This is a genomic window from Pseudomonas triticifolii (genome assembly GCF_014358015.1).
Taxonomy (GTDB): domain Bacteria; phylum Pseudomonadota; class Gammaproteobacteria; order Pseudomonadales; family Pseudomonadaceae; genus Aquipseudomonas; species Aquipseudomonas triticifolii.
Genome location: NZ_JACONV010000020.1, coordinates 69,156 through 84,153, shown reverse-complemented (window position 1 = coordinate 84,153; position 14,998 = coordinate 69,156). Strand labels below are relative to the sequence as shown.

Sequence of the window (14,998 nt, the reverse complement as noted above, 5' to 3'; positions counted from 1 at the left end):
CGTCAAGATTCAATTCCAAAACCCCTCATCGCTTACGCGATGAGGGGTTTTGTCTTTTTAGGCCTTTAAAACAGGCTCTGATTTCTATGCATCATGCTTCTGCGTAGCTATCATGCGTGCCTCATTGCCAGGCGATTCTTACATGCTGATGTTGTTGACGCTTCTTGCTGACGGTGCCTTTCATTCTGGGCAGGTACTTGGGGAGGCTCTGGGAGTTAGTCGAAGCGCTGTCTGGAAGCAGCTTCAGCTGCTTGAGGCCGAGCTGGGTATTGAGGTGCATAAAGTGCGCGGACGTGGTTACAGGCTTGCAACCCCGATTTCGCTTCTTGATGCTTCTGTCATAACACGCTCAGGTCTTCCTTCTGGTTGGTCGGCTAAAACCTATGACTCGGTGGACTCGACAAATGCCGAAGCGGCTCGTTTGATCGCCGGGAGCTGCGAGGTGCCGCTGCTTGTGCTTTCAGAGCGACAAACTTCCGGGAGGGGGCGACGCGGTCGCAAATGGGTCAGCCCCTTCGCCGATAATCTCTATTACAGCCTGATTCTGAGAATCGACGGTGGCATGCGCCAGCTGGAGGGCCTCAGCCTGCTAGTAGGGCTTGCGGTGATGAATGTCCTGCGCGATGCCGGGGTAACCAAAGCGGGCCTCAAATGGCCTAATGACGTTCTCGTGGGTAAGCGCAAGATCGCCGGAATCCTCCTGGAGCTTATAGGTGATCCCGCTGATGTATGCCATGTGGTTATCGGCGTGGGAATCAACGTGAATATGCAGGCATCGGCGGAAGTCGATCAGTCATGGACTTCCCTTCGTCTCGAAACGGGTCAATTGTCGGATCGCAATCATCTGGCTGTTCGCCTGAGTGAAAAGCTTGAGTCATTCCTTGAGGTCCATCGCCAGAAAGGGTTTGTGGCGTTTCAGGAGGATTGGGAGGCGGGGCATTTATGGCAAGGCGCTGCGGTCACGCTGCTTTCTGGTGCGCAGGCTATTAGCGGCACTGTGTTAGGTATCGATGCGCTGGGCGCATTGCGTTTGGAAGTTGACGGTGTGGAAAAGAGCTTTAGTGGTGGTGAACTCAGCCTGAGGTTGCGCGATGATTCTTGAGCTCGATTGCGGCAATAGCTTCATCAAGTGGCGGGTGACAAATCGAAGTGATAGTTCAGTGTTGGCCGGAGGGGTCGTAGATTCGGATGACGCGCTATTGGAAAGCCTTCGACGGTTACCGGGCCTTGCTCTAAGCGACTGTCGGCTGGTAAGTGTGCGTAATGCTGTGGAGACTGAGCGTCTCGTCGCTGTTCTCGCGAGTGTCTTTTCGATCACACCTGTGTGTGCGGTGCCTGGGCGTGAGCTCGCCGGAGTGGTGAATGGCTATGAAGAGTTCGAGCGCTTGGGGCTCGACCGCTGGTTAGCGTTCGTTGGGGCCTATCACGGTGTCCGCAGCGCCTGCCTGGTAATTGACCTAGGGACCGCCGTTACGTCTGACTTCGTGAATGCTGAGGGTCAGCACTTGGGTGGGTTCATATGCCCTGGTATGCCGTTGATGCGGGATCAGTTGCGCACTCACACCAGACGAATCAGATACGACGATGACGCTGCTCAGAGGGCGCTGACAGGGCTTGTACCTGGGCGGTCAACAGCTGAGGCAGTCGAGAGAGGTTGCTCGCTTATGCTTAGAGGTTTTGCGTTGACTCAGGTCAACATTGCCAAAGGGTATTGGGGCGATGACTTTACGGTCTTTGTAACAGGCGGTGACGCTGGCCTGGTCATGGATGTATTGCCTGGCGCCCGAGTGGTACCGGATCTGGTTTTTGTCGGTCTTGCACTCGCGTGCCCACTGTCCTGAGGTTTCTATGCGTTGGTTATTTCTCCTCCTGTTAATGCTCAACGGCTTTTATTACATCTGGCATCAGCAGGAAGCTCCGCTGAGGGCAAAGGAGGTCCTTCCCCTGTCGCTGAATCGTGCTGCACAACAGGATATCCACCTGCTCAGCGAATCTGATCCGGCCCGAGTATCAAGGGGCGCAGATGCAAGCTGCCTTTATCTGGGCGGTTTTTCCCGCCAGGAAGATGCTCGTGCTGTCGAGCAGCGCCTTAACAGTCTCGATATCCAATCACAATTTCAAGCGTTGCCTTCACCAGCCACTACTGCTTATTGGCTCAAGATCGCTCCTGAAAGCAGGCGTCTTGTGGAGAGCGGTGTCATGAGTCAGCTCACTCAGGACTTCCCTCAGCTAAAAAATAAAATAATGTCATGTGAGGGCATTGCAACTGTCGAATAGTTTGAATAGAATGGCGCCCGCTTCGCAGTGAGGTGTAAGTCTTGCGAACGAAGTGGAAATGGTCAACGCATGTAAGCTCAGGTTTTTAATGAGAAAAAGGTTGACAGAAGGGTAGCATGAGTTGAAAATGCTGCCTCGCTTAGGAGGGGTTCCCGAGCGGCCAAAGGGATCAGACTGTAAATCTGACGTCTACGACTTCGAAGGTTCGAATCCTTCCCCCTCCACCAGATTTAGCGCGAACTGCAAGTTGTGCGGGTATAGTTTAGTGGTAGAACCTCAGCCTTCCAAGCTGATGATGCGGGTTCGATTCCCGCTACCCGCTCCATGTTTGCGGTTCATGCAGGTTGTTTTGCTCTTGTAGCTCAGTTGGTAGAGCACACCCTTGGTAAGGGTGAGGTCAGCGGTTCGAATCCGCTCAAGAGCTCCATTGCCAAAGGCAGATATGAAAATATCTGCCTTTGTTTTAGGTGGTCCTGCTGTGTGTGGGGTGCCTTGATTGTTCGGGTGTATGCGGCTTTGTGGCGAAATCCGAATGATGTGTTGAAAAACTATTGTCAGGCCAGCATAATGGTCGGCCTGATTTTGCTTTTAGGTCAGTAGCTCAATTGGCAGAGCGACGGTCTCCAAAACCGTAGGTTGGGGGTTCGATTCCCTCCTGACCTGCCAGATTCAGAAAATGTAATCTGGCTTTCTTTTCACAGGATCTCCGTAGATGAATCCCAAGGCTGAAGCATCAGACTCTCGCTTTGATTTGCTGAAATGGCTCCTGGTAGTCGTTCTGGTGGTCGTGGGTGTTGTCGGTAATCAGTACTACTCTGCTGAGCCGATCCTGTACCGTGTTCTCGCTCTCCTGGTTATCGCTGCAGCTGCTGCTTTTGTAGCGCTGCAGACTGGTAAAGGCAAAGCTTTTTTCGTTTTGGCGAAAGAAGCTCGGGCAGAAATTCGTAAAGTCGTTTGGCCTACTCGCCAAGAAACCACTCAAACCACATTGATCGTCGTGGCTGTTGTGCTGGTTATGGCGTTGCTGTTGTGGGGGCTTGATTCCCTGCTCGGCTGGCTTGTTTCCTTGATAGTTGGCTAAGGGTGTCCCGTGGCTAAGCGTTGGTACGTAGTGCATGCTTACTCCGGTTACGAGAAGCATGTCATGCGCTCGTTGGTCGAGCGTGTGAAGCTGGCAGGCATGGAAGATGGCTTCGGCGAAATTCTGGTTCCCACTGAAGAAGTGGTTGAAATGCGTAATGGCCAGAAACGCAAAAGCGAGCGCAAGTTCTTCCCTGGTTATGTGCTTGTTCAGATGGACATGAACGAAGGTACTTGGCACTTGGTCAAGGACACTCCTCGTGTCATGGGTTTCATCGGCGGTACTGCTGACAAGCCTGCGCCCATCACAGACAAAGAGGCAGAAGCGATTCTGCGTCGCGTCGCTGACGGCAGCGATAAGCCGAAGCCCAAGACTCTGTTCGAGCCGGGTGAGGTTGTTCGTGTCACCGACGGTCCGTTTGCCGATTTCAACGGCACGGTAGAAGAAGTTAACTACGAAAAGAGCCGTATCCAAGTGGCGGTGCTCATTTTCGGACGCTCTACTCCGGTAGAGTTGGAGTTCAGTCAGGTCGAAAAGGCATAACTGAGCTGGAATCCCATACCCCGTAGCCTAAGGCTGTGGGGTTTTTTCGTCACTGGGATATACGCGTAAGCAACCGGGGAGCCTTTATTGGCGCTTGAACCCGTAATTGGAGTGCCTCATGGCCAAGAAGATAACTGCATACATCAAGCTGCAAGTGAAAGCCGCTCAGGCTAACCCAAGCCCGCCAGTAGGCCCGGCTCTGGGTCAGCACGGTGTGAACATCATGGAATTCTGCAAAGCGTTCAACGCCCGTACTCAGGGTCTTGAGCCAGGCTTGCCGACTCCAGTGATCATCACTGTATACAGCGACCGTAGCTTCACTTTCGAAACAAAAAGTACCCCTGCGTCGGTTCTGCTGAAAAAAGCTGCAGGTTTGACCAGCGGCTCGGCTCGCCCGAACACCGTTAAAGTTGGCACCGTGACCCGTGCTCAGCTGGAAGAAATCGCAAAAGTAAAAAATGCGGATCTGACAGCTGCTGACATGGATGCGGCCGTGCGTACCATCGCCGGTTCCGCTCGTAGCATGGGCCTTAACGTGGAGGGTGTGTAATGGCTAAGCTGACCAAGCGCCAAAAGGCAATCGCTGGCAAGATCGAAGCTGGCAAGGCCTACAACTTTGTAGATGCAGCAGCTCTGCTGACCGAGCTGTCGACCGTCAAGTTCAGCGAGTCCGTGGACATTGCTGTAAACCTGGGTGTTGACCCTCGTAAATCTGACCAGGTAGTGCGTAGCGCTACTGTTCTGCCGCACGGCACTGGCAAGACTGTACGCGTTGCAGTATTCACCCAGGGTCCTGCTGCTGAAGCCGCTCTGGCTGCCGGCGCTGATCGCGTTGGTATGGACGATCTGGCTGCTGAAATGAAAGCTGGCGACCTGAACTATGACGTCGTCATTGCCTCCCCGGACGCAATGCGCGTTGTTGGTCAGCTGGGCCAGGTTCTTGGTCCTCGCGGTCTGATGCCTAACCCGAAAGTCGGCACTGTTACTCCTGACGTTGCTAACGCCGTCAAGAATGCCAAGGCTGGTCAGGTTCGTTATCGCACCGACAAGAACGGCATCATCCACACTTCTGTTGGCAAAGTCGGTTTCGACGCCGTCAAGCTGAAGGAAAACGTTGAAGCGCTGCTCGCTGATCTCAAGCGTATCAAGCCTGCTTCCTCGAAAGGTATCTACGTCAAGCGCGTTACTCTGAGCACCACCATGGGCCCAGGCCTGGTGATTGATCAGGGCTCGCTGGACGCGTAAGACAAAGGCGATGCGTCTGACGCATCGCTGAAAAATTGGGGTCCCTGCCTGGCGGGGGCTATCCAAGACCGTAGGCGGCGAAAGTCTTAAAACTCAAGCCTACGCAGATGGTGCTCCCGGTTCCTTACCGAATCAGACACCAAAACGACATCAGGCTTAGGCCAGATGAAACGGTAACAAGCAGGAGTTAAACCCGTGGCAATTAAACTCGAAGACAAGAAGGCCATCGTCGCTGAAGTCAACGAGGCTGCCAAAGCTGGTCTGTCCGCAGTCGTGGCTGATGCCCGCGGCGTGACAGTCGGCGCTATGACCGGACTCCGTAAAGAGGCTCGTGAAGCTGGCGTTTACGTACGTGTTGTACGTAACACACTGCTCAAGCGCGCTGTTGCTGACACTGAATTCAGTGTTCTCAACGACGTGTTCACTGGCCCGACCTTGATCGCATTCTCTAACGAGCATCCGGGCGCTGCTGCCCGACTGTTCAAGGAATTCGCCAAAGGTCAGGACAAGTTCGAGATCAAGGCAGCTGCGTTCGAGGGCAAGTTCCTCGCAGCTAATCAGATCGACGTACTGGCAAGCCTGCCGACCCGTGACGAAGCAATTTCTCAGCTGATGAGCGTGATTCAAGGCGCTACCAGCAAGTTGGCTCGTACTCTGGCGGCTGTTCGCGACCAAAAAGAAGCAGCTGCAGCCTAAGGCTGAGTCAGATCTTTTCGCGTATTTTTGTTTATTTTGATGGTCGCGTAGGCCGTCCCCCAATTCAGGAAATTGAGTCATGTCCATCTCTCAAGACGATATCCTTAACGCCGTAGCTGAAATGTCCGTTCTGCAGGTTGTAGAGCTGATCAAGGCGTTCGAAGAGAAGTTCGGCGTTACTGCTGCCGCTGCTTCTGCTGGTCCAGCTGCTGCTGCCGCTGTTGTTGAAGAACAAACTGAATTCAACGTCATGCTGCTGGAAGCTGGCGAGAAGAAAGTTAACGTGATCAAGGCAGTTCGTGAACTGACCGGTCTGGGCCTGAAAGAAGCCAAGGCAGTCGTTGACGGCGCTCCAGCAATGGTCCTGGAAGCTGTTGCCAAAGACGCAGCTGACAAAGCCAAAGCTACTCTGGAAGAAGCAGGCGCTAAAGTCGAGCTGAAATAAGCATCGATTTGAGTGTCCAGCCCACGCATTTAGCGAAAGGCTGATGGCTGGTGGCTTTTGCCACCGGCCTTTTTCCGTTATAGACGATTGGCGCTGTCAATCTCTATAGCGTGCAGGATCCACCGATGGCGGTGGCGCAAACCAAGGGGTTTGCACGATTTTCTGGCTGCTTCCGTCGGGAGGGAGCCAAACAAGCAGGTGACCAAGCTGGGGAACGCTGATGGCTTACTCATATACTGAGAAAAAACGTATCCGCAAGGACTTTAGCAAGTTGCCGGACGTAATGGATGTGCCGTATCTCTTGGCCATCCAGCTGGATTCGTATCGCGAATTCCTGCAGGCGGGAGCGACCAAAGATCAGTTCCGCGACGTCGGTCTGCATGCAGCCTTCAAATCCGTTTTCCCGATCATCAGCTACTCCGGCAATGCTGCGCTGGAGTATGTAGGTTATCGCTTGGGCGAACCGGCATTTGATGTCAAGGAATGCGTGCTGCGTGGTGTGACTTACGCTGTACCTCTGCGAGTCAAGGTTCGTCTGATCATCTTCGACAAAGAGTCGTCGAACAAAGCGATCAAGGACATCAAAGAGCAAGAAGTCTACATGGGTGAAATTCCCCTGATGACTGAAAACGGTACCTTCGTAATCAACGGTACCGAGCGCGTTATCGTGTCTCAGCTGCACCGCTCGCCTGGCGTATTCTTCGACCACGACCGTGGCAAGACGCACAGCTCCGGTAAGCTGCTGTACTCCGCTCGTATCATTCCTTACCGCGGTTCGTGGCTGGACTTCGAGTTCGATCCGAAAGACTGCGTATTCGTCCGTATCGACCGTCGTCGCAAGCTGCCTGCGTCCGTTCTGCTGCGCGCATTGGGTTACACCACCGAGCAAGTGCTCGATGCTTTCTATACCACCAACGTTTTCCATGTTCGCGGTGAAAACCTGAGCCTGGAACTGGTGCCTCAGCGCCTGCGTGGTGAGATTGCTGTCCTGGATATCCTGGACGACAAAGGCAAGGTCATTGTCGAGCAAGGTCGCCGTATTACCGCTCGTCACATCAACCAGCTGGAAAAGGCCGGGATCAAAGAGCTGGAAGTGCCTCTGGACTACGTCCTGGGTCGCACCACTGCCAAGGTCATCGTGCATCCGGCTACCGGCGAAATCATCGCCGAGTGCAATACCGAGCTGAACACTGAAATCCTGGCCAAGATCGCCAAGGGTCAAGTTGTTCGCATCGAAACGTTGTACACCAACGACATCGACTGCGGTCCGTTCGTCTCTGACACATTGAAGATCGACTCCACCAGCAACCAACTGGAAGCGCTGGTCGAGATCTATCGCATGATGCGTCCTGGCGAGCCGCCGACCAAAGACGCAGCCGAGACACTGTTCAACAACCTGTTCTTCAGCCCTGAGCGCTACGACCTGTCCGCTGTAGGTCGCATGAAGTTCAACCGCCGCATCGGTCGCACCGAGATCGAAGGTTCGGGCGTGCTGTGCAAGGAAGACATCGTAGCGGTCCTCAAGACCCTCGTTGACATCCGTAACGGTAAAGGCATCGTCGACGACATCGACCACTTGGGTAACCGTCGTGTTCGTTGTGTTGGCGAGATGGCCGAGAACCAGTTCCGTGTAGGTCTGGTCCGTGTAGAACGTGCGGTCAAAGAGCGTCTGTCGATGGCTGAAAGTGAAGGCCTGATGCCTCAGGACCTGATCAACGCCAAGCCAGTCGCTGCTGCGGTCAAAGAGTTCTTCGGTTCCAGCCAGCTTTCCCAGTTCATGGACCAGAACAACCCGCTGTCCGAGATCACCCACAAGCGTCGTGTCTCTGCACTCGGCCCTGGCGGTTTGACTCGTGAGCGCGCCGGCTTTGAAGTTCGAGACGTTCACCCGACTCACTACGGTCGCGTGTGCCCGATTGAAACGCCGGAAGGTCCGAACATCGGTCTGATCAACTCGTTGGCAGCCTACGCTCGCACCAACCAGTACGGTTTCCTCGAAAGCCCGTATCGCGTTGTGAAAGAAGGTCTGGTTACCGACGAAATCGTTTTCCTGTCGGCAATCGAAGAAGCAGACCACGTCATTGCACAGGCTTCGGCCGCAATGAACGACAAGCAAGAGCTGATCGACGAGCTGGTAGCGGTACGTCACCTCAACGAATTTACGGTCAAGGCGCCTGCTGACGTTACCCTGATGGACGTTTCGCCCAAGCAGGTTGTATCGGTAGCAGCGTCCCTGATCCCGTTCCTCGAGCACGATGACGCCAACCGTGCGTTGATGGGTTCGAACATGCAGCGTCAGGCTGTACCTACCCTGCGTGCTGACAAGCCGCTGGTCGGTACCGGCATGGAGCGTAACGTTGCTCGCGACTCCGGCGTTTGCGTCGTGGCCCGTCGTGGCGGCGTGATCGACTCGGTTGACGCCAGCCGTATCGTGGTTCGTGTTGCTGACGATGAAGTTGAAACCGGTGAGGCGGGTGTAGATATCTACAACCTGACCAAATACACCCGTTCCAACCAGAACACCTGCATTAACCAGCGTCCGCTGGTGAGCAAGGGTGATCGTGTTCAGCGCAGCGACATCATGGCTGATGGTCCGTCTACTGACATGGGCGAGCTGGCACTGGGTCAGAACATGCGCATCGCGTTCATGGCCTGGAACGGTTTCAACTTCGAAGACTCCATCTGTCTGTCCGAGCGTGTCGTTCAGGAAGATCGCTTCACCACGATCCACATCCAGGAACTGACCTGTGTGGCCCGTGACACCAAGCTTGGCCCAGAGGAAATCACTGCCGACATCCCGAACGTGGGTGAAGCGGCACTGAACAAGCTGGACGAAGCCGGTATCGTTTACGTAGGTGCTGAAGTCGGCGCTGGCGACATTCTGGTCGGTAAGGTCACCCCGAAAGGCGAGACCCAGCTGACACCAGAAGAAAAACTGCTGCGCGCGATCTTCGGTGAGAAGGCCAGCGACGTTAAAGACACCTCCCTGCGTGTGCCGACCGGTACCAAGGGTACTGTTATCGACGTTCAGGTCTTCACGCGTGATGGCGTTGAGCGTGACGCACGTGCACTGTCCATCGAGAAGTCGCAACTCGACGAGATCCGTAAGGATCTGAACGAAGAGTTCCGTATCGTCGAAGGCGCCACGTTCGAGCGTCTGCGCTCCGCGCTGGTTGGCCGTGTTGCAGAAGGCGGTGCTGGCCTGAAGAAAGGCCAGGAGATCACCGACGAAGTGCTCGACGGTCTTGAGCATGGTCAGTGGTTCAAACTGCGCATGGCCGAAGATGCTCTTAACGAGCAGCTCGAGAAAGCTCAGGCTTACATCGTTGACCGTCGCCGTCTGCTGGACGACAAGTTCGAAGACAAGAAGCGCAAGCTGCAACAGGGCGATGACCTTGCACCGGGCGTACTGAAGATCGTCAAGGTTTACCTGGCAATCCGTCGTCGCATTCAGCCGGGCGACAAGATGGCCGGTCGTCACGGTAACAAGGGTGTGGTCTCCGTGATCATGCCGGTTGAAGATATGCCGCACGATGCCAACGGTACGCCGGTAGACATCGTACTCAACCCGCTGGGCGTACCTTCGCGTATGAACGTCGGTCAGATCCTTGAAACCCACCTGGGCCTCGCGGCCAAAGGTCTGGGTGAGAAGATCAACCGCATGCTCGAAGAGCAGCGTAAAGTGGTTGAGCTGCGCAAGTTCCTCACCGAGATCTACAACGAGATCGGTGGCCGTCAGGAAAACCTGGACGAATTCACCGACCAGGAAGTTCTGGATCTGGCGAAGAACCTGCGTAACGGCGTTCCGATGGCCACTCCGGTGTTCGACGGCGCGAAGGAAAGCGAAATCAAGGCAATGCTCAAACTGGCTGACATGCCAGAGAGCGGCCAGATGCAACTGTTCGACGGCCGCACCGGCAACAAGTTTGAGCGCGCTGTAACAGTTGGCTACATGTACATGCTGAAGCTGAACCACTTGGTGGACGACAAGATGCACGCGCGTTCCACTGGTTCTTACAGCCTGGTTACCCAGCAGCCGCTGGGTGGTAAGGCGCAGTTCGGTGGTCAGCGTTTCGGGGAGATGGAAGTGTGGGCGCTGGAAGCATACGGCGCGGCGTACACTCTGCAGGAAATGCTCACAGTCAAGTCGGACGATGTGAACGGTCGTACCAAGATGTACAAAAACATCGTGGACGGCGATCACCGTATGGAGCCGGGCATGCCCGAGTCCTTCAACGTGTTGATCAAAGAAATCCGTTCGCTCGGTATCGATATCGATCTGGAAACCGAATAACACGTGACGTGAATCGGGAGCAGGGCGTAAATCCCTGCTCCCTGCTCCGCCAGGAGGAAAGGCCTTGAAAGACCTACTGAATTTGCTGAAAAACCAGGGTCAAGTCGAAGAGTTCGATGCTATCCGCATCGGCCTCGCGTCGCCTGAAATGATCCGCTCGTGGTCGTTCGGTGAAGTTAAGAAACCGGAAACCATCAACTACCGCACGTTCAAGCCTGAGCGTGATGGTCTGTTCTGCGCCAAGATCTTTGGCCCGGTCAAGGATTACGAGTGCTTGTGCGGTAAGTACAAGCGCCTCAAGCACCGCGGTGTCATCTGCGAAAAATGCGGTGTTGAAGTGGCTCTGGCCAAAGTTCGTCGTGAGCGCATGGCTCACATCGAGCTGGCATCGCCAGTGGCACACATCTGGTTCCTGAAGTCCCTGCCGTCCCGTATCGGCTTGCTGATGGACATGACTCTGCGTGATATCGAACGCGTTCTCTACTTCGAGAGCTATGTCGTTATCGATCCAGGCATGACCACCCTCGAAAAGGGTCAGCTGCTGAACGATGAGCAGTATTTCGAAGCGCTGGAAGAGTTCGGTGACGATTTCGACGCCCGTATGGGTGCCGAAGCCGTCCGTGAACTCCTGCACGCTATCGATCTGGAGCACGAAATTGGCCGTCTGCGTGAAGAGATTCCGCAAACCAATTCCGAAACCAAGATCAAGAAGCTGTCCAAGCGTCTGAAGCTGATGGAAGCCTTCCAGGGTTCCGGCAACCTTCCTGAGTGGATGGTGCTGACCGTTCTGCCGGTTCTGCCGCCAGATCTGCGTCCTCTGGTTCCGCTGGACGGTGGCCGTTTCGCGACGTCCGACCTCAACGATCTGTATCGTCGAGTGATCAACCGTAACAACCGTTTGAAACGTCTGCTGGATCTTTCTGCACCTGACATCATCGTGCGTAACGAAAAGCGCATGTTGCAGGAAGCGGTCGATGCATTGCTGGATAACGGTCGTCGCGGTCGCGCAATCACCGGTTCCAACAAGCGTCCTCTGAAATCCCTGGCTGACATGATCAAGGGTAAGCAAGGTCGTTTCCGTCAGAACCTGCTCGGTAAGCGCGTTGACTACTCCGGTCGTTCGGTAATTACCGTTGGTCCGACCCTGCGTCTGCATCAGTGCGGTCTGCCAAAGAAAATGGCTCTCGAGCTGTTCAAACCGTTCATTTTCGGCAAGCTGGAAATGCGTGGCCTGGCCACGACCATCAAAGCTGCCAAGAAAATGGTCGAGCGCGAGCTGCCGGAAGTGTGGGACGTTCTTGCCGAAGTGATTCGCGAACACCCAGTGCTTCTGAACCGTGCGCCAACACTTCACCGTCTGGGTATTCAGGCATTTGAACCGGTACTGATCGAAGGTAAGGCTATCCAGCTGCACCCTCTGGTCTGTGCTGCGTACAACGCCGACTTCGACGGCGACCAGATGGCCGTTCACGTCCCTTTGACGCTGGAAGCTCAGCTCGAAGCGCGCGCGCTCATGATGTCGACCAACAACATCCTGTCGCCAGCCAACGGTGAGCCAATCATCGTTCCGTCGCAGGACGTTGTACTGGGTCTGTACTACATGACCCGTGAAGCGATCAACGCCAAGGGCGAAGGCCGTGTGTTTGCAGACCTGCAGGAAGTCGACCGCGTATTCCGCGCCGGCGAAGCTGCTCTGCACGCCAAGGTCAAGGTTCGCATCCACGAAACGGTCAACGATCGTGATGGTGGCAGCGTCAAGAACACCCGTATCGTCGACACCACTGTCGGCCGTGCGCTGTTGTTCCAGGTGGTTCCGGCCGGCCTGTCCTACGACGTCGTCAACCAGCCGATGAAGAAGAAGGCGATCTCCAAGCTGATCAACCAGTGCTACCGCGTGGTTGGTTTGAAAGAGACCGTTATTTTCGCTGACCAGTTGATGTACACCGGTTTTGCCTACTCGACGATCTCGGGTGTTTCCATTGGCGTTAACGACTTCGTTATCCCGGATGAGAAAGCTCGCATCATCGACGCGGCCACCGAAGAAGTTAAAGAGATCGAAAGTCAGTACGCCTCGGGCCTGGTTACTCAGGGCGAGAAGTACAACAAGGTGATCGACCTCTGGTCCAAGGCGAACGACGAAGTATCCAAGGCGATGATGTCCAACCTCTCGAAAGAGAAGGTTATCGACCGCCATGGTGTCGAAGTCGACCAGGAATCCTTCAACTCGATGTACATGATGGCTGACTCCGGTGCGCGTGGTTCTGCTGCCCAGATCCGTCAGCTGGCCGGTATGCGTGGTCTGATGGCCAAGCCGGACGGCTCCATCATCGAAACGCCGATCACTGCGAACTTCCGTGAAGGTTTGAGCGTACTTCAGTACTTCATCTCCACTCACGGTGCTCGTAAGGGTCTTGCGGATACCGCGTTGAAAACCGCTAACTCCGGTTATCTGACTCGCCGTCTGGTAGACGTCGCGCAGGATCTGGTGGTTACCGAAGTTGATTGCGGCACCGAACACGGCTTGCTGATGACTCCGCACATTGAAGGCGGTGATGTCGTCGAGCCTCTGGGTGAGCGCGTACTGGGTCGAGTTATCGCCCGTGACGTGTTCAAGCCAGGTACAGAAGAAGTCATCGTGCCTGCCGGTACGCTGGTAGACGAGAAGTGGGTTGAATTCATCGAGCTGAACAGCATCGACGAAGTGATCGTTCGCTCGCCAATCAGCTGCGAAACGCGCTATGGCATCTGCGCCAAGTGCTACGGCCGCGACCTGGCTCGTGGTCACCAGGTCAACATCGGTGAAGCTGTCGGCGTTATCGCTGCACAGTCGATCGGTGAGCCGGGTACCCAGCTGACAATGCGTACGTTCCACATTGGTGGTGCGGCAAGCCGGACCTCGGCAGCCGACAGCGTTCAGGTGAAGAATGGCGGTACCGTCCGTCTTCACAACCTGAAGCACGTTGAGCGTGTTGACGGCCATCTGGTTGCGGTATCCCGCTCCGGTGAACTGGCGATCGCTGATGACTTCGGTCGTGAGCGTGAGCGTTACAAGCTGCCGTACGGTGCAGTGATTTCGGTGAAGGAAGGCGACAAGGTCGACGCTGGCTCTATCGTGGCCAAGTGGGATCCGCACACTCACCCAATCGTCACCGAGATGAAAGGTACTGTTACCTACGTCGGCATGGAAGAAGGCATCACGATCAAGCGTCAGACCGACGAATTGACCGGTATGACCAACATTGAAGTGCTTGATGCCAAAGACCGCCCGGCTGCCGGTAAGGACATCCGTCCTGCTGTGAAGATGGTAGGTCTGGATGGCAAGGATCTGCTGCTGCCGGGTACTGACGTACCTGCTCAGTACTTCCTGCCTGCAAACGCCCTTGTCGGTGTTGCGGACGGTGCGCAGATCGCGATCGGTGATGTTATCGCTCGTATTCCGCAAGAAACTTCGAAAACCCGTGACATCACCGGTGGTCTGCCGCGTGTTGCCGACCTGTTCGAAGCTCGTCGCCCGAAAGAGGCTTCGATCCTTGCAGAAGTCAGCGGTACCATCGCGTTCGGTAAAGAGACCAAAGGCAAGCGCCGTCTGGTCATTACCCCGAACGACGGTAGCGATCCGTACGAGGAGCTGATTCCGAAGTGGCGTCACCTGAACGTCTTCGAAGGCGAACAAGTGAACCGCGGCGAAGTTATCTCTGATGGTCCTAGCGACCCACACGACATCCTGCGTCTGCTGGGTGTAAGTGCGCTGGCCAAGTACATCGTCAACGAAATTCAGGACGTTTACCGTCTGCAGGGCGTGAAGATCAACGACAAGCACATCGAGACCATTTTGCGTCAGATGCTGCGTAAAGTTGAGATTGCCGAGTCTGGCGATTCCAGCTTCATCAAGGGCGACCAGATGGAGTTGACTCACGTACTGGTAGAGAACGAGCGTCTGGGCGCGGAAGACAAGTTTGTTTCCAAGTTCACACGCGTTCTGCTGGGTATCACCAAGGCATCGCTGTCCACTGAGTCGTTCATCTCCGCGGCCTCCTTCCAGGAGACAACCCGCGTACTGACCGAAGCAGCTGTGACTGGCAAGCGCGACTACCTGCGCGGCCTGAAGGAAAACGTGGTCGTGGGTCGTCTGATCCCGGCCGGTACCGGTCTGGCTTATCACAGCGAGCGCAAGCGTCGCCGTGAAATGGACAAACCGATGCGTGTCAGCGCGAGCGAGGTAGAAGCCGCTCTGACTGAAGCGTTGAACTCCAGCGGTAACTGAGACTAAAGCCTCGGCACTCGCATCAGTCGTACAGCATTCGTGCTGTCCGCCTGGTGCGGACGTCGGGGCTTTGTCTTGACTGGGGGCAGGATCCTCTTTAGACTCTTGTACCCCTAAATTTGGCGGGGCTTGTGCCCTGTCATTTGCTTTTCT

Annotated in this window: 11 protein-coding genes and 4 tRNA genes; all 15 read left to right on the top strand. The window is 55.3% G+C overall.

Features of this window, described 5'->3' with window-relative positions:
- Window positions 1-142: 142 nt before the first annotated feature.
- The 15 genes from birA to rpoC all read left to right on the top strand — a co-directional run bounded on the left by birA (window position 143) and on the right by rpoC (window position 14,845).
- Window positions 143-1,102, top strand: a complete 960-nt coding sequence (gene birA / locus H8S56_RS20410; RefSeq protein WP_187519604.1) for a bifunctional biotin--[acetyl-CoA-carboxylase] ligase/biotin operon repressor BirA — start codon at window positions 143-145, stop codon at window positions 1,100-1,102.
- Complete coding sequence (locus H8S56_RS20405) at window positions 1,092-1,841, top strand: pantothenate kinase (protein ID WP_024687041.1); 750 nt, start codon at window positions 1,092-1,094, stop codon at window positions 1,839-1,841. Before birA ends, H8S56_RS20405 begins: the two co-directional genes overlap by 11 nt.
- Before the next feature lie 7 nt (window positions 1,842-1,848).
- Window positions 1,849-2,277 (top strand): hypothetical protein, encoded by a 429-nt coding sequence (locus H8S56_RS20400; RefSeq protein ID WP_024687040.1) that lies wholly within the window; start codon window positions 1,849-1,851, stop codon window positions 2,275-2,277.
- Window positions 2,278-2,419: 142 nt separating this feature from the next.
- Window positions 2,420-2,504: transfer RNA gene (locus tag H8S56_RS20395), tRNA-Tyr, on the top strand.
- A gap of 24 nt (window positions 2,505-2,528) precedes the next feature.
- Window positions 2,529-2,602, top strand: a tRNA-Gly gene (locus H8S56_RS20390).
- A gap of 26 nt (window positions 2,603-2,628) precedes the next feature.
- Window positions 2,629-2,704: transfer RNA gene (locus H8S56_RS20385), tRNA-Thr, on the top strand.
- 163 nt (window positions 2,705-2,867) lie between these two features.
- Window positions 2,868-2,943: transfer RNA gene (locus H8S56_RS20380), tRNA-Trp, on the top strand.
- A gap of 46 nt (window positions 2,944-2,989) precedes the next feature.
- On the top strand, window positions 2,990-3,358 hold the full coding sequence (secE, locus tag H8S56_RS20375; protein ID WP_005887064.1) for a preprotein translocase subunit SecE: 369 nt from the start codon (window positions 2,990-2,992) through the stop codon (window positions 3,356-3,358).
- Between the two features lie 9 nt (window positions 3,359-3,367).
- Complete coding sequence (nusG, locus tag H8S56_RS20370; protein WP_003317113.1) at window positions 3,368-3,901, top strand: transcription termination/antitermination protein NusG; 534 nt, start codon at window positions 3,368-3,370, stop codon at window positions 3,899-3,901.
- A gap of 118 nt (window positions 3,902-4,019) precedes the next feature.
- Window positions 4,020-4,451 carry a 50S ribosomal protein L11 gene (gene rplK / locus H8S56_RS20365; protein ID WP_024687039.1) on the top strand — a complete coding sequence of 144 codons (432 nt, stop codon included), beginning with the start codon at window positions 4,020-4,022 and terminating at the stop codon, window positions 4,449-4,451.
- Window positions 4,451-5,146 (top strand): 50S ribosomal protein L1, encoded by a 696-nt coding sequence (gene rplA, locus H8S56_RS20360; RefSeq protein ID WP_024687038.1) that lies wholly within the window; start codon window positions 4,451-4,453, stop codon window positions 5,144-5,146. The genes rplK and rplA overlap by 1 nt, the downstream gene beginning before the upstream one ends.
- 195 nt (window positions 5,147-5,341) lie before the next feature.
- Complete coding sequence (gene rplJ, locus H8S56_RS20355) at window positions 5,342-5,842, top strand: 50S ribosomal protein L10 (protein ID WP_003431816.1); 501 nt, start codon at window positions 5,342-5,344, stop codon at window positions 5,840-5,842.
- Window positions 5,843-5,921: 79 nt separating this feature from the next.
- A complete protein-coding gene (gene rplL, locus H8S56_RS20350; RefSeq protein ID WP_024687037.1) occupies window positions 5,922-6,287 on the top strand; it encodes a 50S ribosomal protein L7/L12 in 366 nt (121 codons plus the stop codon).
- A 220-nt stretch (window positions 6,288-6,507) separates the two neighbouring features.
- Window positions 6,508-10,581 (top strand): DNA-directed RNA polymerase subunit beta, encoded by a 4,074-nt coding sequence (gene rpoB / locus H8S56_RS20345; protein WP_024687036.1) that lies wholly within the window; start codon window positions 6,508-6,510, stop codon window positions 10,579-10,581.
- Window positions 10,582-10,645: 64 nt separating this feature from the next.
- Window positions 10,646-14,845, top strand: coding sequence for a DNA-directed RNA polymerase subunit beta' (gene rpoC / locus H8S56_RS20340; RefSeq protein ID WP_024687035.1), 4,200 nt, complete (start codon window positions 10,646-10,648; stop codon window positions 14,843-14,845).
- Window positions 14,846-14,998: the final 153 nt, after the last annotated feature.

Bases quoted from the DNA above. Each gene is read 5' to 3' on its own strand.
- secE (WP_005887064.1), top strand. From the start codon at position 2,990: ATGAATCCCAAGGCTGAAGCATCAGACTCTCGCTTTGATTTGCTGAAA.
- rplA (WP_024687038.1), top strand. From the start codon at position 4,451: ATGGCTAAGCTGACCAAGCGCCAAAAGGCAATCGCTGGCAAGATCGAA.
- rplK (WP_024687039.1), top strand. From the start codon at position 4,020: ATGGCCAAGAAGATAACTGCATACATCAAGCTGCAAGTGAAAGCCGCT.
- rpoB (WP_024687036.1), top strand. From the start codon at position 6,508: ATGGCTTACTCATATACTGAGAAAAAACGTATCCGCAAGGACTTTAGC.
- H8S56_RS20400 (WP_024687040.1), top strand. From the start codon at position 1,849: ATGCGTTGGTTATTTCTCCTCCTGTTAATGCTCAACGGCTTTTATTAC.
- rplL (WP_024687037.1), top strand. From the start codon at position 5,922: ATGTCCATCTCTCAAGACGATATCCTTAACGCCGTAGCTGAAATGTCC.
- birA (WP_187519604.1), top strand. From the start codon at position 143: ATGCTGATGTTGTTGACGCTTCTTGCTGACGGTGCCTTTCATTCTGGG.
- H8S56_RS20405 (WP_024687041.1), top strand. From the start codon at position 1,092: ATGATTCTTGAGCTCGATTGCGGCAATAGCTTCATCAAGTGGCGGGTG.